The organism is Paenibacillus sp. FSL M7-1414 (genome assembly GCF_038003195.1).
Lineage (GTDB): Bacteria > Bacillota > Bacilli > Paenibacillales > Paenibacillaceae > Paenibacillus > Paenibacillus amylolyticus.
Genome location: NZ_JBBOOS010000001.1, coordinates 2,456,325 through 2,476,174 on the forward strand (window position 1 = coordinate 2,456,325; position 19,850 = coordinate 2,476,174).

General features: G+C 45.2%; 18 protein-coding genes. All 18 read left to right on the forward strand.

What is annotated here, in order from left to right; translation table 11 throughout:
- Position 1 precedes the first annotated feature (1 nt).
- The 18 genes from MHH92_RS11155 (at position 2) to nusA (ending at position 19,834) form a co-directional block, all read left to right on the forward strand.
- Positions 2 to 445: a hypothetical protein gene (locus tag MHH92_RS11155; RefSeq protein WP_253507499.1), complete on the forward strand. Its 444-nt coding sequence runs from the start codon at positions 2 to 4 to the stop codon at positions 443 to 445.
- A gap of 15 nt (positions 446 to 460) precedes the next feature.
- The gene (locus tag MHH92_RS11160; protein WP_017689160.1) at positions 461 to 1,249 is read left to right on the forward strand and encodes a FliA/WhiG family RNA polymerase sigma factor; all 789 of its coding nucleotides are present in this window, start codon (positions 461 to 463) and stop codon (positions 1,247 to 1,249) included.
- 62 nt (positions 1,250 to 1,311) lie between these two features.
- A complete protein-coding gene (locus MHH92_RS11165; protein ID WP_076249810.1) occupies positions 1,312 to 2,721 on the forward strand; it encodes a DUF342 domain-containing protein in 1,410 nt (469 codons plus the stop codon).
- A 52-nt stretch (positions 2,722 to 2,773) separates the two neighbouring features.
- Complete coding sequence (locus tag MHH92_RS11170; protein WP_036609332.1) at positions 2,774 to 3,088, forward strand: hypothetical protein; 315 nt, start codon at positions 2,774 to 2,776, stop codon at positions 3,086 to 3,088.
- Between the two features lie 65 nt (positions 3,089 to 3,153).
- The gene (locus MHH92_RS11175; RefSeq protein ID WP_340903727.1) at positions 3,154 to 3,738 is read left to right on the forward strand and encodes a hypothetical protein; all 585 of its coding nucleotides are present in this window, start codon (positions 3,154 to 3,156) and stop codon (positions 3,736 to 3,738) included.
- A gap of 3 nt (positions 3,739 to 3,741) precedes the next feature.
- Positions 3,742 to 4,368, forward strand: coding sequence for a hypothetical protein (locus tag MHH92_RS11180; protein ID WP_340903728.1), 627 nt, complete (start codon positions 3,742 to 3,744; stop codon positions 4,366 to 4,368).
- A gap of 295 nt (positions 4,369 to 4,663) precedes the next feature.
- Entirely contained in the window at positions 4,664 to 5,362 is a 699-nt protein-coding gene (gene rpsB / locus MHH92_RS11185; protein ID WP_047842496.1) for a 30S ribosomal protein S2, read from the forward strand.
- A 115-nt stretch (positions 5,363 to 5,477) separates the two neighbouring features.
- Positions 5,478 to 6,128: a translation elongation factor Ts gene (tsf, locus tag MHH92_RS11190; protein ID WP_036609326.1), complete on the forward strand. Its 651-nt coding sequence runs from the start codon at positions 5,478 to 5,480 to the stop codon at positions 6,126 to 6,128.
- 232 nt (positions 6,129 to 6,360) lie between these two features.
- Positions 6,361 to 7,089 (forward strand): UMP kinase, encoded by a 729-nt coding sequence (pyrH, locus tag MHH92_RS11195; RefSeq protein WP_017689153.1) that lies wholly within the window; start codon positions 6,361 to 6,363, stop codon positions 7,087 to 7,089.
- A complete protein-coding gene (frr, locus tag MHH92_RS11200; RefSeq protein WP_036670384.1) occupies positions 7,089 to 7,643 on the forward strand; it encodes a ribosome recycling factor in 555 nt (184 codons plus the stop codon). Before pyrH ends, frr begins: the two co-directional genes overlap by 1 nt.
- Positions 7,644 to 7,732: 89 nt before the next feature.
- Positions 7,733 to 8,500 (forward strand): isoprenyl transferase, encoded by a 768-nt coding sequence (locus tag MHH92_RS11205; protein WP_017689151.1) that lies wholly within the window; start codon positions 7,733 to 7,735, stop codon positions 8,498 to 8,500.
- Positions 8,501 to 8,516: 16 nt separating this feature from the next.
- Positions 8,517 to 9,311: a phosphatidate cytidylyltransferase gene (locus MHH92_RS11210; RefSeq protein ID WP_100529403.1), complete on the forward strand. Its 795-nt coding sequence runs from the start codon at positions 8,517 to 8,519 to the stop codon at positions 9,309 to 9,311.
- A 70-nt stretch (positions 9,312 to 9,381) separates the two neighbouring features.
- On the forward strand, positions 9,382 to 10,521 hold the full coding sequence (locus MHH92_RS11215) for a 1-deoxy-D-xylulose-5-phosphate reductoisomerase (protein WP_340903735.1): 1,140 nt from the start codon (positions 9,382 to 9,384) through the stop codon (positions 10,519 to 10,521).
- Positions 10,522 to 10,634: 113 nt separating this feature from the next.
- On the forward strand, positions 10,635 to 11,906 hold the full coding sequence (gene rseP, locus MHH92_RS11220; protein ID WP_340903737.1) for an RIP metalloprotease RseP: 1,272 nt from the start codon (positions 10,635 to 10,637) through the stop codon (positions 11,904 to 11,906).
- 62 nt (positions 11,907 to 11,968) lie between these two features.
- The gene (proS, locus tag MHH92_RS11225; protein WP_091031854.1) at positions 11,969 to 13,423 is read left to right on the forward strand and encodes a proline--tRNA ligase; all 1,455 of its coding nucleotides are present in this window, start codon (positions 11,969 to 11,971) and stop codon (positions 13,421 to 13,423) included.
- A gap of 152 nt (positions 13,424 to 13,575) precedes the next feature.
- Positions 13,576 to 17,895, forward strand: a complete 4,320-nt coding sequence (locus tag MHH92_RS11230; protein WP_340903741.1) for a PolC-type DNA polymerase III — start codon at positions 13,576 to 13,578, stop codon at positions 17,893 to 17,895.
- 256 nt (positions 17,896 to 18,151) lie between these two features.
- A complete protein-coding gene (gene rimP, locus MHH92_RS11235; protein WP_047842499.1) occupies positions 18,152 to 18,613 on the forward strand; it encodes a ribosome maturation factor RimP in 462 nt (153 codons plus the stop codon).
- Positions 18,614 to 18,736: 123 nt separating this feature from the next.
- On the forward strand, positions 18,737 to 19,834 hold the full coding sequence (nusA, locus tag MHH92_RS11240) for a transcription termination factor NusA (RefSeq protein ID WP_047842500.1): 1,098 nt from the start codon (positions 18,737 to 18,739) through the stop codon (positions 19,832 to 19,834).
- The last annotated feature ends 16 nt before the right edge of the window (positions 19,835 to 19,850 follow it).

Below are 19,850 nucleotides of genomic sequence, written 5' to 3' on the forward strand. Positions count from 1 at the left end.
TATGATAGGAAACTACCGCATTAATCTTGGAGCAGGCATCGTTGGGTTTATTCTTACTTTTTTTGTAGCGTACAGCAGCAATGTGCTGATGACCAGTTTAATTCGCGGATTGATCGGATTCGTAGCCTGGTTTGTCCTTGCATATGGTTTACGCTGGGGATTGGGATTGCTGCTGAACCCTCAGATCGAGGGAAATGGGTATGGTTATGATTCATCAAGTGCTCAAGATCAAAGAGGTTCACAGGTGGACATTAAAATCGAAGACGATGGACAAGAGCTGAATGATTTGCTCAAGAGTGGACAGAACGCTTCATCTGGGGACGATCTTCCGCCATCTGAGACGAAAGCTCCAACGGGATTCGCCCCTTTGGATCCGCCTAAACTTGTCCGGACCAAGGATCCGGAGGAATTGGCGCAGGCCGTTCGTCACCTGACAGACAAATAAGGAGGGTGAAAGTAATTGAACGAGCGTAAAGCTTCACATTTGAACCATTCTGATCTGTGGGAAAAGTGGAAAGAACATGGAGATCTTGAAGCCAAGAAAACTTTGATTGAAAAGTATCTTCATATTGTAAATTATGTATCCGGTCGACTGGCTGTTGGTTTACCCAAAAATGTTCCCAAGGATGACTTGGAGAGCAATGGCGTTATGGGGTTAATTGATGCATTGGAGAAGTTCGACTATGAACGTGGTCTGCAATTTGAAACTTATGCATCATGGAGGGTCCGCGGAGCCATTCTTGACGGTCTGCGTCAAGGTGATTGGGTTCCGCGTTCTGTGCGTGAGAAGGCCAAGCGAATTGAAGACGCCTACCAACAGCTGGAACAAAGTTATCTCAGGTCTGTTAGTGATGAGGAAATGAGCGAGTACTTGGACGTATCCACTAAAGATTTTCAACATATGCTTCAGGAAGTGGCAGTCATGTCACTTTGCTCGCTGGAGGACCCAATTCGTGAGGAAGAGTCTGAGACTCGTCTGTCTTTGATGGTGGATGAGAAAGCCAAAAATCCGGATTATAAAGTGAATGAGTTTTATTTGAAGGAAGCTTTGGTGCAAGGGCTTGACAAGTTGACGGTAAAAGAGAGAACGGTTGTTTCACTCTTGTATTACGAAGATCTTTCTCTTAGTGAAATTGCTGAGGTTATGTCTCTTTCTCCGTCTCGTATATCCCAGTTACATTCCAAGGCAATATTACGATTACGCGGCACGTTGGACAAACAGAAAGATTTGTTGATGCGTAAAGATTAATAGAGAGAAGTAATATCATTGGAGTTTGGGGAGTGGAAAGTCTAAAAGGGGGAAGAATTGCGGTGACACAGCGGACTGCTTTGGAACAATGTTTAAACATTGTTTTATCGGACGACAAATGCACAGCCTACCTTGAATTTTCCAAAGAGGAAGAAGGCTTTGCCTGCACGATCGATGAACTTGAACAATTTGTGGCAAACAAGGGCATCAAACAAGGTGTATCGCGAGAGGCACTATTACTTTTTGTGAACAACCCTGAAACCTATTTGAAAGATAAATATAAGATTGCAGAAGGTGTCGCTCCCATTCAAGGAACAGATGGCTTCATCAAGGTTCTGGTTGGAATGGACGATACGAATGAACGACGACCACTGGAATCGGAAGATGGAACTGTCGATTACAAAGAAGTGACCCGGTTAAACAATGTCCGTAGTGGTCAGATCATTGCAGAGCGGATCGCTCCTAGCGATGGCATACCAGGCAGGGCAGTAACGGGTGAGGAAATTCCTTATCGTCCGGGAAAAGAAGCTCGGTTTAAAGTTGGGAAAAACGTTGTGATTAACCCAGATGGTTCTGCGATGTATGCTGCACTGGATGGGCTGGTTACCAAAACGGACGGTAACAAATTGAATGTGTTTCCGGTTTATGAAGTCAATGGTGACGTTGACTACAATAACGGTAATATCGACTTTGTAGGCACAGTTGTCATACGAGGCAATGTACTTACCGGATTTAAAGTAAAAGCAGCAGGTGACATTCGTGTGGTCGGAGGTGTCGAAGGAGCTGAACTGGAAGCAGGCGGCTCAATCGAAATTACCGGTGGTATTATTGGTTATAACAAAGGACTGGTACAAGCAGGCCATAATGTTAAATGTACTTTCATTCAAGAAGGCAACGTAGATGCCGGTGAAGATGTTCTGGTTTCCCAAAGTATTATGCATTCCAATATTCGTGCTGGCCACGGTGTCATCTGTGCGGGAACCAAGGGTCTTATTGTTGGTGGCTCGATCCAGGCTGGTCAGAACGTCTCAGCGCGTGTTGTGGGCAACAGCATGTCCACGGTCACTTCCATTGAAGTTGGTGTGCTACCAAAGCTGCGTAACGAACTCAATGATTTGCGCAAGGAAGTCAGAGAGCAGATGGATTCCTTGGACAAAACGAAGAAAGCTTTGACATTGCTGGATCAATTAGCTGCCGCTGGACAACTAACTCCAGATAAGATGTCGATGCGAATCAAACTGAATGCTACGCAGAAATCTGCTCTTCGTATAAGTGAAGAAACGAAAATGCGTATCTTTGAAATTGAAAAGGCACTTGAAGATACAAGTAATGCTCGTGTTGATATTCTGAAGATGATTTATGGAGGCTCTAAAATAGTTATCGGCAGATACACGAAATTTATTAAAGATCCAGTGAGTCGAATTTCATTTTATTATCACGATGGTGATATTACGATGGTTCCATACGTTTAAGTACAGCATTCAGGCACAGGAAGAAATCCATTCGAAACCGTGAGGTGAGCGTATGAGTTTCAAAGCAGTGGAGTTGCAGATTGCGGTACCACGAACAAGTGAAGCGGGACGTTATCAAAGTGAAGCCCAGCAGCGACCGATTACGGATCAGAATCTTTTGGCAGAGCAAACGTCGAAAGAAGCAAATGAAGCAAGGCAACGAAGTGAAGCAATGGACGAAACTTCACAGACTTCGGTGCGTGATGGTCATAACCATGATGGGGATCAGCAGAGTGGTTCCGATGGACAGGAGACTGCTCAGGCTCAAGAAACTGTCAAACCTGCAGAGCACCCGTACAAGGGAAAACACATAGATCTGTCTTTATAATAAATGGTTGTTATGGACATGCAGTCTTGCGCACCGATGGTTGAATCAGAAGGAGAGAACCCAATTTGTCACCATGGATCATTATTGTCATATTAGGGGCCTGCGCCATCGCCTACGCTTGTATTATGCCTCGGAAAAACAAGGCGCAAGAGCCTGGGCATCAACTGGTGCAGGAGATGGAATCTACGCTTGAGCACTACATGACCGAGATCGAAAATGATAATGATGCTCTTATTCAACGTGTGGCTGAAATGAAGGGAGAAGCGACAGCAGCCGATCAACGTATGCAATTGCAACTTCAGGAATTACAGCAGCGGTTGGATCAGCTGGAACAGAGCAGAAAGAATGAAGCTGTCGCATCACCTGTTCCACACTCCGGTAATGTATCTGTACAATCTTCCGAAGGTTTGCAGGCACAAGCGCTCGTGAAAAGTGTACAAGCAGAGGCGGCCCAGCAGGCGTTAGAAGCAGACCAACAGACCAGTGAAGTCGAATCTTTGCCTGGGCGTGAATCGATTAAAGATCGATATGCGGAACTCTTTAATCTACATGCTGAAGGTAAGTCGATGGATGCGATATCCAAGCAGACAGGCATTCAGCGAGGTGAGGTACAGTTAATACTGCAACTGGCAGAACGGGAGGAAAGCTAAGTCATGGACAAGCGATCCTTATGGATTGGTCTGGGGAGCGGCATGATTATTGGTGCGGTTTTGCTTCAACTGGCTACAGTTGGACAAAATGCATTGTCGGATAGTAATCTGGACCCCGAGCAGACTGCCAATATGACCAAAGAACAGCTTGAAACGGCCGCGAAAACCTTGGATATGAAGTTGGTCGGTTCTGAAGAGGAACTATACACAGAAGCAGAGTGGGTGGCAAAGAAAAAGCAGGAGAGCAGTGAGTTGCAGGGGAGTACAGCAACACCGCCAGAGACAGCTACCTCTACGGAAACACCTACCGAGCCTGAGAAGCCACAAGAGCCTGCTGCAAGTGAAGGTGAAGGGCAGAAAGAGATAACTGAGCCGAAGACAACAGAACCTGTAACGCCAAGCAATCCGAAAGGCGCAACAGTATCATTTAAAGTACTTTCAGGCAACAGTCTGGCGATCGTTGCAGCAAACCTAAAAACTGCGGGAATCGTAGATGATGCTCAAGCATTCATAAAGGCTGGCAAGGCTGAGCGAATCAATACCAAAATCCAGGTGGGTACCTATGCGCTTGAAAAAGGCGAAAGTTTCAAATCCATTATCGCAAAAATCACGAAAGAACCGTCAAACTGAGCATGCTCGGACAGGACGGTTTTTGCGTATTAAACGGTACATTTTCAAAGCTTGATAATAATTAGTGATGAGTTACATATCAAGTTTAAAATGATTCGATACTAGCAAAAAATGAAAAGTAGATTTTAGCTTCAAAGACTGTTGCATCGGACAGTCAGTTATGCTATATTAGATAACGGTGTTAAAACACACGCATGTGCTAATTTTGTTGAGGGTGCTTTCCTTATGGAGAGTCTTGGCGAAAAATGATGCCGGCGGAGGACACAATAAAAACCATATTAGGAGGTGTGTGAAGATGGCAGTAATCTCCATGAAGCAGCTTCTCGAAGCTGGGGTACACTTCGGTCACCAAACTCGTCGTTGGAACCCAAAAATGGATCGTTATATCTTCACTGAAAGAAACGGAATTTATATCATCGACTTGCAAAAGACGGTGAAAAAAGTCGAAGAGGCTTACAACTTCGTTAAAGGAATCGCAGGAGAGAATGGTACAATTCTTTTCGTGGGTACTAAGAAACAAGCTCAAGATTCCGTTAAAGAAGAAGCTGAACGTGCTGGTCAATTTTACATTAACCAACGCTGGCTTGGCGGTACCCTGACTAACTTCCAAACTATTCAAAAACGTATTGATCGTTTGAAACAGTTGGAAGCTTGGGAAGAAGACGGTACATTCGCTGTATTGCCTAAAAAAGAAGTTATCTTGCTTCGCAAAGAAAAAGATCGTCTGGAGAAATTCTTGGGCGGTATTAAAAATATGAAAGGCCTGCCAAGCGCCCTGTTCATCATCGATCCACGCAAAGAGCGTATCGCTGTTGCGGAAGCTCGCAAATTGGGTATCCCAATTGTTGGTATCGTTGATACTAACTGCGATCCGGATGAGATCGATTATGTTATCCCAGGTAATGACGACGCGATCCGCGCTGTTAAATTGCTGACAGGTAAAATGGCTGATGCTGTAATCGAAGCTAACCAAGGCGAAGAAACTTCCGCTTAATAGATTCGAACATATGTTATAAACTAAATGAAAAGGGTGGTTGGCAGGTGGATAACCTCTCACTGCCCTTTTTTTAGAGTGTACGTACAATACTTAATGTTGGAGGGAATTTATAATGGCAGTTAATGCGAGTGCAGTAAAAGAACTTCGCGAAAGAACGGGCGCTGGTATGCTCGATTGCAAAAAAGCACTGGAAGAAGCAAACGGTGATGTAACAAAAGCAGCTGAATTGTTGCGTGAGAAAGGTCTTTCTGCAGCAGCAAGCAAAGCAGGCCGTGCAGCAACTGAAGGCGTTGTGGAATCTTACATCCACGCTGGTGGACGTATTGGTGTCTTGGTTGAAGTTAACTGTGAAACAGACTTCGTTGGTAAAACGGATCAATTTAAGGATTTCGTTAAAGATGTAGCTATGCAAATCGCTGCAGCTAATCCTAAATTCGTTACACGCGAAGAAGTTCCTGCAGATGAGCTGGAAAAAGAAAAAGAAATCCTGAAAGCTCAAGCTCTTAACGAAGGCAAACCAGAGAAAATCATTGAAAAAATGGTTGAAGGCCGTATCGGTAAATACTACGAAGAGTACTGCCTGCTGGAACAAACTTTTGTTAAAGATCCAGACAAAACAATCTCTCAATTGCTGAACGAAAAAATCAGCCAAATTGGTGAAAACATCTCCATCCGTCGTTTCGTTCGTTACGAACTGGGTGAAGGTCTTGAGAAAAAAGTAGACAACTTCGTAGAAGAAGTTATGTCCCAAGTAAACAAATAAGACGGTTTCTATAAACCGGCGAGCAGAATTGATTTTCGAAGATATAAGAATGATGAAACTTCGAAGCGTAAACTCCCTTATATCTCAGGAAAACAGTGCCTTACCGGTTAAACGTTTTTCCTAAAAGAGCGGAACACAACTGTGTTCCTTTCTTTTTAAGCAGGAGGCCATGCGCGAGAAGTTTTGTTGGTTGAACACCAAGCGTGTTCGATTCAAAGTGGAGGGTGAATAATTGGAACAGCCAGTATTTAAACGTGTTGTCTTAAAGGTCAGCGGAGAGTCTCTTTCCGGTCAAAACGGCTACGGTATTGATGCAGATACGATCTCGTCGATTGCCCAACAGGTAAAAGAGGTTGTTGCACTTGGTGTACAGGTTGCTATTGTATGTGGCGGCGGAAACATCTGGCGTGGAATTGCCGGTAGCGAAAACGGCATCGATCGTGCAACTGCCGATTATATGGGTATGCTGGCGACAGTAATGAACTCGCTGGCACTGCAAGATGCTTTGGAACAGATTGAAGTGCCTACGCGTGTACAGACATCTATTGCAATGCAACAGATTGCAGAGCCTTATATTCGTCGTAGAGCTATTCGCCATCTGGAGAAAGGCCGGGTCGTTATTTTTGCAGCAGGTACAGGTAACCCGTTCTTTTCCACGGATACAACAGCAGCACTGCGCGCAGCGGAGATTGAAGCAGAAGTTATCTTGATGGCCAAAAATAAAGTTGATGGTGTATACTCAGCAGATCCGTTTAAGGACAGTACAGCTGTGAAATTTGATCAGTTGACTTACATGGATATTCTTAACAAAGACCTTGGTGTAATGGATTCGACGGCATCCTCGCTTTGTAAGGACAACAACATCCCGTTGATCGTATTTGCCATTACGGAACAAGGTAACATCAAACGTGTTGTTCTGGGCGAACGTATCGGAACAATCGTTAAAGGGAGTGTAGATTAATGCCACAAGCGGTTAAACAACATGCCGAAGAGCGTATGGAAAAAGCAATTCAAGCATTGCGTCGTGACCTGGCTACTTTGCGTGCAGGCCGCGCAACTCCAGCTCTTCTGGACCGAATTCAGGTAGAGTATTATGGAGCAATGACGCCATTGAATCAACTCGCTAATATCAGTACTCCGGATTCCCGTACACTGATGATTCAGCCTTGGGACAAATCCTCCATGAGTGACATCGAGCGTGCCATCATGAAATCGGATCTGGGTCTTACTCCAGCCAATGATGGTAGCATGATTCGTTTGTCTATTCCGGCATTGACGGAAGAACGTAGAGCGGAACTTGTTAAGCTGACGAAGAAGTTCGGTGAAGAAGGTAAAGTAGCGATTCGTAACATTCGCCGTGATGCGAATGATGACATCAAGAAACTGGAAAAGTCAGATATTTCTGAGGATGAATCCCGGAGACATCAAGATGATATCCAAAAATCGACCGACAAGTTCATTGCTGAAGTCGATAAGGTACTCGCTGCCAAAGAAAAAGAAATCATGGAAGTGTAAGACAAGCGCAGCCCCTCCAATACGGTGGGGTTTTGTCTCTTTTTCCAAGCTTCAGATAAAGAAACTTCAGGGATTTTGGAGGAACAGGAATGATCAAACGGGTTCGGTCGTGGTGGAATGGGGCTGACAAGCAGGAAACGCTGACTATATCCGAGGACAATATCCCGCAGCACGTCGCCATCATCATGGACGGCAATGGACGATGGGCCAAACGTTTGGGGCTGCCGCGTATAGCCGGGCACCAAAATGGCATGAAGGCGGTCAAACGTGCGACCATCGCGGCGGATGAACTGGGCATCAAATATCTGACGATGTACGCTTTTTCGACAGAAAACTGGACGCGTCCAAAAGAAGAAGTGGATTTTCTGATGCGACTTCCGCAAGAATTTCTAGCTATAGAGCTGGATGAACTTATAGAAAAAAATGTGCGCATTCGCATGATGGGTCAAGAGGAACATTTACCTTCTCATACCATTAATGCCTTGCGGGAAGCCATTCGTCTTACGGAACATAATACAGGTCTCGTTTTGAATTTTGCAATGAACTATGGAAGTCGTCGTGAAATGACGGACTGTGTTAAACAGATCGCTCTGCAGGTGAAATCGGGGGAACTATCGGCAGAGGATATAACACCTGAACTCATTGATAGACATATGCTGACGGTTGACATGCCTGATCCGGATCTGCTGATCCGGACGAGCGGAGAGTTGAGATTAAGCAACTTTATGCTTTGGCAGCTTGCATATAGTGAATTATGGTTTACGGATATATACTGGCCCGAATTTGGCAAAAAGCATTTGCTTGAAGCAGTAGCCGAATATCAGCGCAGAACAAGGCGTTACGGCGGTTTGAAATAGATGGAGGATGAAGCCGTTGAAACAGCGACTAACGACAGGAATCATAGCAGGTGTGTTGTTTTTAGGTTTTTGCATGCTGGGCGGACCCTGGTACCATGGTTTGGTATTGCTTATGGCTCTCATCGGTTATTATGAATTTGTTAAAATGACCGGGGTGATGCCTTTTTCAGGTGTAGCCCTGATTGGATATGCTGGTGTGTTTGCCATTGTGTTTCCTTGGGAAATGCTTTGGGAGGCAAGACCGCTATCCTTATTTCAGGTCATCTGGATAGTAATGCTAGTACTGATGACAGCTTCGGTTGTCACCAAAAATAAGGTTCCCGTGAATACAGTGGCCATGCTTTTCCTCGGCGTGTTGTATATAGGGATCGGTTTCTATTACATTGCAGAATCCAGACATCTGCATCATGGGTTGTTCTGGACGTTCCTGTTGCTGGGCTCCATATGGGCCAGTGATGCAGGAGCTTATTTTGTAGGGAAACTCATTGGTAAAAACAAACTGTGGCCTTCCATCAGTCCAAACAAGACTATAGAGGGTGCACTGGGTGGCATTGTAATTGCAATTGTTACTTCTGTTATTTTTGCATTAGTATCAGATGGTTTGCTTTCCTGGCAGAGAGCGATTGTGATCGGAATTGCCTGTGCAGTTGTAGGTCAGATGGGTGACTTGATCCAGTCTGCATACAAACGTGTATATAATATCAAGGATTCAGGCAGTCTTCTCCCAGGGCATGGAGGCATTCTTGATCGGTGCGACAGCTGGATTGTTGTTTTTCCATTCGTACATATACTAATGCTACTGCCCTACTAAAGAAGAACATGAGTCTGAGATAACAGCATTGTTCGCCGTAGGCATTGGATAATTAAAGATGAGGTGCAGCATGAAAAAAATTGCGATTCTTGGGTCAACCGGTTCCATTGGAACCCAGACACTGGATGTAGTTGACATGCATCCAGAACTCTTTCAAGTGGAGGGACTGGCTGCCGGAGGCAATACAGACCTGCTGATCGAACAAACCAAACGTTACCGGCCGAACAAAGTATCAGTGGGGTCCAAAGAACTGGCGGAGAAGATAGCTCCACATTTGCCAGCAGGAACGCAACTATTTTATGGCAACGAAGGACTCGTAGAAGTTGCGGCAGGAACCGATGCGCATACGGTTGTTACAGCGGTGGTGGGCAGTGTTGGATTGGAGTCAACGCTTGCTGCCATAGATGCAGGCAAACAGATCGGACTGGCCAATAAGGAGACATTGGTTACAGCGGGGCATATCGTTACGACAAGAGCGGCTGCCAAAGGAGTCTCTTTACTGCCCGTTGATAGTGAGCACTCTGCGATCTTCCAATGTTTAAATGGTGAAAACAGAGAACGCCTGACAGGCATCACGCTCACCGCTTCAGGTGGATCATTCCGTGATCTTACCCGTGAACAGTTGAAGAACGTGACTATAGAGGATGCACTTAAACATCCAAATTGGTCAATGGGCTCCAAAATCACGATAGACTCGGCAACGATGGTTAACAAGGGTCTTGAGGTCATTGAAGCACATTGGTTATTTGGTCTTCGATATGATCAGATTAATGTATTGCTTCACCCAGAGAGTGTTATTCATTCATATGTGGAATTTGATGACACAAGCATCATCGCACAACTGGGGAATCCGGATATGCGAGTTCCAATTCAATATGCACTGACTTACCCTGACCGCTTGCCATCACCGGCACAGCGTCTGTCTCTTGCTCAAGCTGGGAAATTACAATTCCGTGATATGGATATGGAACGGTTCCCGTGTTTAAGAATGGCGTATGAGTGTGGTAAAATGGGAGGAACCGCAACAACGGCGTTTAATGCAGCCAACGAGGTTGCTGTAGCCCGTTTCTTGCGTAAAGAGATTTCATTCCTTAAAATAGAAGATATTATTGCTTCTGTGCTGGAAGCACACCACAATGTGGACGAGCCTGATCTGCAGGAGATCGCGCGTTGTGATCAGGAGAGCCGTAAGCTTGCGGCCAGTCTGTAATCTCTTTTTTCATTACAAATTGGAAGAAGTGATTCTCTTGTGCGGCATCAGAGAATAATGATAATCTAGAGGGACAGACTGCGGTATGTGCCGTGAAGGAGGATGGATAGGGATTGGAAACCATACAAGTGGTATTTCTAACGGTGCTCATGTTCTTTGTCATCGTGACGGTTCATGAATGGGGGCATTATTATTTTGCCAAACGCGCCGGTATTCTTGTACGGGAGTTTGCGATCGGTTTTGGTCCCAAATTGTTCTCATATAAAAGAAACGAGACCCAGTTTACATTGCGTTTGTTGCCTTTTGGTGGATATGCACGGATGGCAGGGGAAGATCCGGAACTGGTAGAGATCCAGGAAGGACAGACCATCGCGGTAAGATCAGCGGATGACCAGGTGAAGATGATCTATCTGGATCAGTTGGATAACCGTAAAAATGTAATACGTGGTGAAGTCATCTCCATTGATATGGAGAGAGCGCTGAAGCTTCAACTCGATGTAGATGGAGAGATTCAGGAGTATCGTATTCATCCTCAAGCAATGTTGGTAAGTCGTGGTAAACAAACGCAGATTGCACCGAAAGATCGTCAATTCGGCAGCAAAACTGTTGGACAGCGTGCATTGGCTATTTTTGCGGGCCCACTCATGAACTTTATCTTGGCCTTTGTGCTGTTTGCTGTATATGCCCAGATGGCAGGAGTTCCAGTGGAAAATCCAAAAAATCTTGTAATTGGTGAAGTGCTTGAAGGTGGGGCAGCCTATGAGGCGAACCTGCAAAAGGGCGATATTATCGAAACCATCAATGGTACTGCAATTGGTACGGATTCACAAAAAATGGTGTCGATGATTGCCGATTCCAAAGACAAGCCGATGGAATGGACGCTCCGCCGGGGTTCGGATACGTTTAATATAACGATTACTCCACGTGCTGTAGAAGGACAAGAAGGCGGTAAAGTGGGAATTGTACCTACGTTACCAACCCGATCTGTTGGATTTGTAGAGACATTTAAAGTCTCAGGCGTGGCCATGGTTGATACAACCAAAATAATATTTGAAGGTTTTAAACATCTGATCAATCAATTCAACATGGATGATATTGGTGGTCCAGTTCGCACATTTGAAGTGACAGGACAAATTGCTAAACAAGGGATTGAGCAGTTAACGAGATGGGCAGCAATTTTGAGTCTGTACCTTGGGATTTTCAACCTGCTACCAATACCTGCACTGGACGGCAGCCGTCTGGTATTTTTGGGAATTGAAGCGCTGCGCGGCAGACCTGTTGATCCCAATCGCGAAGGCATGGTGCATTTCATCGGATTTGCGATGTTGTTTGTGTTGATGCTGGCAGTAACTTACAATGATATATTACGTTTAATTAACGGATAATTACGGTTGGACTACGCTCTGGACATTCAGAGATAGTCGTTATGGGAGGACGCTGGAGTCTTATGTCAAAGGAAAATGATAAACAGTTCGTGACTGAAATCACACCACAGGGTGAGGATTTCTCACGCTGGTACATTGATGTTATCAAAAAAGCTGATCTCATGGACTATGCACCCGTACGCGGTTGTATTGTGTTCAAACCAGACGGATTTGAAATCTGGGAACATATTAAGGATGAGTTGGATCGTCGTTTCCGGGAAACGGGTCATCGCAACGCATACTTCCCGATGTTCATTCCTGAGAGCTTCTTTCAAAAGGAAAAAGAGCACGTGGAAGGTTTTAACCCTGAATTACCATGGGTTACGGAAGCTGGCGGAGAGAAGCTGGAAGAACGTCTGGCAATCCGTCCTACATCCGAAACGATTATTGGTCACATGTATTCCAAGTGGATTCAGTCTTATCGGGATCTTCCGGTACTGATCAACCAGTGGGCTAACGTAGTTCGTTGGGAAAAAAGAACGTTGCCTTTCCTTCGCACAAGTGAGTTCCTGTGGCAGGAAGGTCATACAGCGCATGAGACGGAAGAAGAAGCACGTGAAGAAACGATGAAAATGCTGGAGATTTATCGTGAAGTGGTTGAGGAATACTTGGCTATTCCTGTAATTGTGGGTCAGAAAACCAAATCCGAGAAGTTTGCAGGTGCGGTGGATACGTACTCAATTGAAGCCATGATGAAGGATGGACGTGCTGTACAAGCAGGTACATCTCACTACATGGGGACGAACTTTGCAAAAGCATTTGAAATCCAGTATCTTAGCCGGAATAATGTGCTTGAGCTGGCTTACACTACTTCATGGGGAGTAAGCACACGTTTGATCGGAGCATTAATTATGGTTCATGGAGATGACCGTGGTCTCGTACTTCCTCCTAAAGTAGCACCAACACAAGTAGTCATGATTCCAATTGGACCTCCGAAAACGCGTGATGCTGTTGTTGGACGTGCAGATGAATTGTTCACTGAGTTGAAAAAAGCTGGAGTCCGTGTGAAAATGGATGATCGCAGCGATGTTCGCCCAGGTTGGAAATTCAATGAATACGAGATGCGCGGTGTTCCGATTCGTCTGGAGATTGGTCCACGTGATATGGAAAATGGCGTTTGTGTACTCGTATCACGGATCACAGGTGAGAAGAAAGTGGTAGAACAAGCGAACCTGGTAGAGGAAATCCAGGCTATGCTGACACAGATCCAGGTAGATATGTTAGAGCGTGCTCGCACATTTATGTCGGATAACTTCTACTCCGTGGATACACTCGATGAGATGAAAGAACTGATGGAAAATAAACGTGGGTTTACACTGGCCGGATGGTGCGGTTCAGAAGCTTGCGAAGATAAAGTAAGAGAAGTTACAGGTGCAACAAGCCGGAACATTCCGTTCCAGCCTGCGGAAGAAAAGCATACGTGCCTGGCTTGTGGTGAACAGGCAGAACACACGGTTGTGTTTGCAAGAGCATACTAAGTCAGGATCACTTGACGAAAAGCACTTATTCACCGTTTAAGTAATGAATGGAGAGCTTCTGTCGGATAAAATGAGTCGGTGCGAGTTCGGATCGGTGACATTTTTGAATGCAGGGGCTTTTCATGCTTTAAGGGGGTACAAGGAGGAACACGATGAGCGGATTCGAGGAGAAAAGAAAACGGTTTGAGTTGTTGATGAAACAGGCAGAGCTTCCGGCTGGTCTGTTAGAGCCCTATTTTTTGGATGGATGGATTGAACAAGTAGAGACCAATCGAAGTAATCGGGAATGGAATATTCTGATTGCAAAGGATACGTTGGTACCCGCTCCAATCTATCGCACATTTTGTCTGCATATTCAAGAGAAGATGAATCATATCGCCAAAATTTCATTTGGCTTCAAATACACGGACCAAGTACAGAATGGTGATATCGTCAGTGAATATTGGAATCTGTTTCTGGAGTGGGTTACCCGTGAGATTCCATCTGTAAATGGTTGGATGAACCGGACAACCTTTGAATGTGAAGAGGATCTCCTACAACTGACAATGAGTGATGCAACGTCGATGGAATTGGCTCGTAAGAAACAGATTGATCAAGCTATTACAAAATTCTATGAAAAATACTTTCATTTACCTCTTCGCATCAAGATGCAAGTGGGTGAAGTGGGAAGTAATAAAGAGGCCATGGAACAGTTCCAGGCCCAAAAACGTGTAGAAGAACTTGAGGTCATCGAGAAGATGATGAGTGAAGTGGACACAGAAATCCCGGTGGATGAGGAGCAGGGTGATCTGCGTTTGCAAATGGGTTATGACATCAAGGAACCTGCAGTACCCATGCAGGAAATCCAGGATGAAGAGAAAAAGGTCACGCTTCAAGGTTCGGTGTTTGGACTGGATCGTAAAGAACTGCGAAACGGAAATACGTTGTTTACCTTCTACCTGACCGACTTCACGGACTCCATGCAAATGAAGATGTTTGCCAAAACAAAAGAGGATGTTAAAATTCTCAGTTTGTTGGCTAACGGTAAATGGGTAAAAGTGCGTGGTCGTGTAGAATATGACCGGTTTATGCAAATTCCTGAACTCGCCATGATTCCTTCGGATTTGATTGAAGTTAAAGCACCGCCGTCTCGCAAAGATAATGCACCAGAGAAACGGGTGGAGTTCCATTTGCACTCTACGATGAGTACGATGGATGCTGTAACTTCAATTGACAAATACGTGAAAATGGCAGCGGAGTGGGGACATAAGGCGATTGCAGTCAGTGATCATGGTGGGGTGCAGGTATATCCCGAGGCTTCCAAGGCTGCTAAGAAAAACGGGATTAAGATGATCTACGGCCTTGAGGCCAATGTTGTGAATGACTCTGTTGCCGTTGTAATGGCTCCTCAGCCATTGGATCTTCAAACAGCAACTTACATCGTATTTGATATCGAGACCACAGGTTTGTCGGTAACACAGAACAAAATCATTGAGATTGCAGCCGTGAAGATGCAAGATGGTAAAGAAATCGACCGATTTGCAACGTTTGTGAATCCGCATGAACGCATTCCCTACAACATTCAGCAGTTGACCAATATTAATGATGACATGGTAAAAGACGCACCTGAGCTGGAGCCTGTTATTCGTGAGTTTGTGCAGTTTGCTGGTGATGGTGTGCTTGTTGCGCATAATGCACGTTTTGACATGGGCTTTATCCAGGCTTCCCTGAAGCAAATTGGATTGCCTGAACTTCCTAACCCGGTTCTTGACACATTGGAACTGGCGAGATTGTTATTTCCAAAAAATAAGAACCACCGTCTGAATACGATGGCGGATAAATATAAGGTTGGACTCGAAAGTCATCACCGTGCCATTGATGATACGGTTGCACTCGCGGGCATACTGATCGGATTATTAAATGATGCTGCTCAGATGAAAGGTTTAACGAGGCTTGATCGTTTGAACGATTATGTAGGTGTCGACTTGTCGAATACAAGACCTTTCCATTGTGGAATCTATGCATTGAATGATGTCGGTAAGAAAAATCTATACAAGCTGGTATCTCTCTCTCATACGGAACATTTCAAGCGGGTACCGTGCATTCCCAAATCGAAACTGATTAATTTGCGTGAAGGCCTTGTTATTATATCGGGCTGTGAAAAAGGGGAGTTTTTCGAAGCGGTGCTTAACAAATCGCTCGAAGAAGCGGAAGAGATCGCTGAGTTTTATGACATACTGGAGATCCAACCACTTACTATGTATATGCATTTGGTGGATAAAGGGTTGGTGGCTACACCCGAAGAAATCAAAACAGCGATCCGTAAAGTCATTGATATAGGCGCAAAATTTAATAAACCAGTCATAGCCACAGGTAACGTGCACTATTTGGAACCGCGTGACAAGTTATATCGGGATATCACCATTCACGGAATTACAGGTTTTAGTCCACTCAAAGATCAACGTAAACCGGATGCACATTTTAGAACGACGGAGGAAATGCTGGAAGAGTTCCAGTTCCTGGGCCAAGATAAGGCTTACGAAGTCGTTGTTACAAATACGATAGAGTTATCTGATCGTTTTGAGGAAATTAAGTTATTCCCGGACAAACTGTTTACTCCGATTCTGGAAGGTGCGGACGAAGAAATCCGTAATACCTGTTATGACACTGCCAAGTCCATCTATGGCGAGGAATTACCAGAAGTAATCGTGGCACGACTAGAAAAAGAGCTCATTCCAATTATTAAATACGGTTTTTCTGCCAACTATCTGATCTCGGAACGCTTGGTTAAAAAATCGAATCAGGATGGTTACCTCGTAGGTTCGCGGGGATCGGTTGGCTCCTCTGTTGTTGCTACATTCCTCGGTATATCCGAGGTTAATCCACTACCTGCTCATTATATTTGTGTGAATTCAGAATGCAAACACAGCGAGTGGTTCCTGGACGGCAGTGTTCGGAGTGGATTTGACCTTCCAGAGAAAGAGTGTCCGGATTGTGGTGGCACACTTAAAGGAGAAGGCCAAGATATTCCGTTTGAGACCTTCCTTGGGTTTAAAGGAGATAAAGTTCCCGATATTGACTTGAACTTCTCTGGTGATTATCAGCCTCACGCACATAACTACACGAAAGTGCTATTTAGTGAGAAAAGTGTTTTCCGTGCGGGGACCATTGGTACGGTGGCTGAGAAAACAGCATTTGGTTTTGCCAAGAAGTACGAGGAACAGCATCAGAAGAAATGGCGTGGAGCTGAATTGAATCGTTTGGCCTCTGGCTGTACTGGGGTGAAACGGAGTACTGGACAGCATCCCGGCGGTATTGTCGTGGTACCTGATTATATCGAAGTCGAAGACGTTACACCTGTTCAGTTTCCGGCTGACGACGTTAATGCGGAGTGGAAAACGACACACTTTGATTATCATGCTTTTGAAGAAAACTTGCTGAAACTTGATATTCTGGGGCACGATGATCCAACTATGATGCGGATGTTACAGGATTTGACAGGTGTCGATCCAACGACCATTCCGATGAATGATCCCAAAGTCATGAGCATGTTTAACTCAACCGACGCTCTGGGTGTTACACCGGAACAGATTAGGTCGCCAGTCGCAACGTTTGGCGTGCCAGAGATGGGAACGAAGTTTGTACGTCAGATGCTTGTTGAATCCCAGCCGACGTCTTTTGCCGATTTATTGCAGATTTCCGGATTGTCCCATGGTACAGGGGTATGGCTTGGAAACGCTCAGGATCTGATTAAGAACGGAACGTGTAACATTAAGACGGTAATTGGTTGTCGGGATGATATCATGTTATTCCTGATCTATAAAACGGGAATGGACGCAAGTCTGGCATTTAAGATTACCGAGAGTGTTCGTAAGGGACGAGGTCTGCCACAGGAATGGATTGACGAGATGAAGAATTGTAAAGTGCCTCAATGGTACATTGATTCGTGCCTCAAAATCCAGTACATGTTCCCGAAGGCTCACGCGGCCGCTTATGTTATTTCCGCAGTACGTACGGCATTCTTCAAGCTGTATCATCCGATTGAATATTACGCAACTTACTTTACCGTTCGGGCGGATGAGATAGATATCGAACTGATGTGTCAGGGATATGACGCGATCTATCGCAAAATTACGGAAATTGAGCAATTAGGTTTCCAGGCACCTCCAAAAGAGAAAAACATGTTACCTGTCCTGGAAATGGGTCTGGAAATGGCAGCACGCGGATTCTCGCTGAAACCTATTGACTTATATCGTTCGGAAGCGACGAAGTTCATCGTTGACGGAAAATCACTAATCCCTCCATTCTCAGCTTTGGCAGGAATCGGGGATAACGCTGCTCGCAATATCGCTGCGGCAAGAGATCATGGTGAATTCCTGTCGGTGGAAGACTTCCAGCAGAAGTCGAAAGCAAGTAAGACCATTGTTGAACTCCTGTCGAATATGGGATGTTTCCGTGGCTTGCCAGAGAGCAATCAGCTTTCCCTTTTCTAGGATTGAATTTGGATCTGACCATAGCGATTGTTGGGGGAACGTTATTTTTCCTTCATTAGTAAGTAAACTGCCTGAAGCATCGCTTACTTGTCACTATTACCAGACTATGTTATAATTTTTGAAGTGAACGAGATAGTACGAATTTCTAAAGAGTGGGGAAACCCACTCTTTAGTCTTTGGTATACAAGAATCTTGGGTATTGAATAATCTGCCAGTGCTTTTTTGCTGGTGTAACCTAAGTTGGAGGTTATTGGTTTTGAGCACAACGAACATTAAATCTACCGTGGAAGAAATGATCCAACCCTACTTGAACGAACAAGGCTTCGAGCTGGTTGACATCGAATACGTCAAAGAAGGCAGCAACTGGTTTTTACGGGTGTATGTCGACAAAGAGGGTGGCATCGACATCGACGATTGTGTCTTGATCAGCGAAAAGCTGAGCGCCAAGCTGGATGAGAACGATCCGATTCCAACCATCTATTTCCTTGAAGTGTCTTCTCCCGGTGCGGAGCGTCCACTGAAAAAACCTGAGGACGTTACCAAAGCTGTAGGCAAAAATGTTTTTGTTACAACCTACGAGCCGGTGAACGGATTGAAGGAATTTGAAGGCAAGCTGCTTTCCTTTGATGACGAGGAACTCGTGATCGAAGCAGGCAAAAAACAGCATGCCATTTCTTATGATAAGGTTGCCAGTGCGCGCCTAGCTATTTTGTTTTAAGTGCCTTGTTCACTTTATTAATGAAAAAGACACATCTCACGATAACGGCAAGGTGCTCATGAGTTCAGAGCCTTTCGCCGTTTTACGTATGAGATGCCATGTTTGAAAGGGGGATCAACATTCATGAGTATGGATTTTATTGAAGCAATGAATGAATTGGAACGGGAAAAAGGGATCAGCAAGGATGTGCTGTTTGAAGCGATCGAGGCTGCACTAATTTCCAGCTACAAGCGGAATTTCAACACGGCCCAGAATGTGCGTGTTGACATGAACCGTAATACGGGAGTTATTCGGGTGTATGCCCGTAAATTGATCGTGGAAGAAGTCCTGGATTCACGTACCGAAATTTCATTGCCTGCTGCACGAGAAATCAACCCACACTTCCAGTTGGAAGATATTGCGGAGATTGAAGTTACGCCGCGTGATTTCGGACGTATCGCGGCACAAACTGCCAAACAGGTAGTGACCCAGCGGATTCGTGAAGCCGAACGCGGCCTGATCTACAACGCTTTCGTAGATAAGGAAGAAGATATCGTTACGGGAGTGGTGCAGCGTCAGGATTTGCGCAATATCTACATCGATCTGGGCAAAATCGAAGCGGCTTTACCGCTGACCGAATTGATGCCGAACGAGAAGTTTGTTCATGGTGACCGTATTAAGGCGTATATCACCAAGGTCGAGAATACGACAAAAGGGCCGCAAATCATTTTGTCCCGTACCCATCCGGGCCTCTTGAAACGTCTCTTTGAACTGGAAGTGCCTGAGATCTTTGACGGTGTAGTTGAAATTCGCTCCGTCGCTCGCGAAGCAGGGTTCCGCTCCAAGATTGCCGTTCACTCCCGCAACGAGGAAGTTGATCCAGTTGGATCTTGTGTAGGTCCTAGGGGAATGCGCGTGCAGACCATTGTGGGTGAGCTGCGCGGTGAAAAAATCGACATCGTTCGTTTCTCCGATCAGGTAGACGAATATGTTGCTAATGCACTGAGTCCTTCCAAAGTATTGGAAGTTCATGTATTTGAGGAAGAAAAGATGGCTCGGGTTATCGTTCCGGACTATCAACTGTCCCTCGCAATTGGTATCAAAGGCCAAAATGCCAGATTGGCAGCCAAATTAACCGGCTGGAAAATCGACATTAAGAGCGAGAGCCAGGCGGAACAGGAATTCGGCAGAGAAAAAGATTCTTCTTCTGAAATGCATCAGGATTCCGTCTCCGTCGACTAAAGTAAAGTACGGGGGG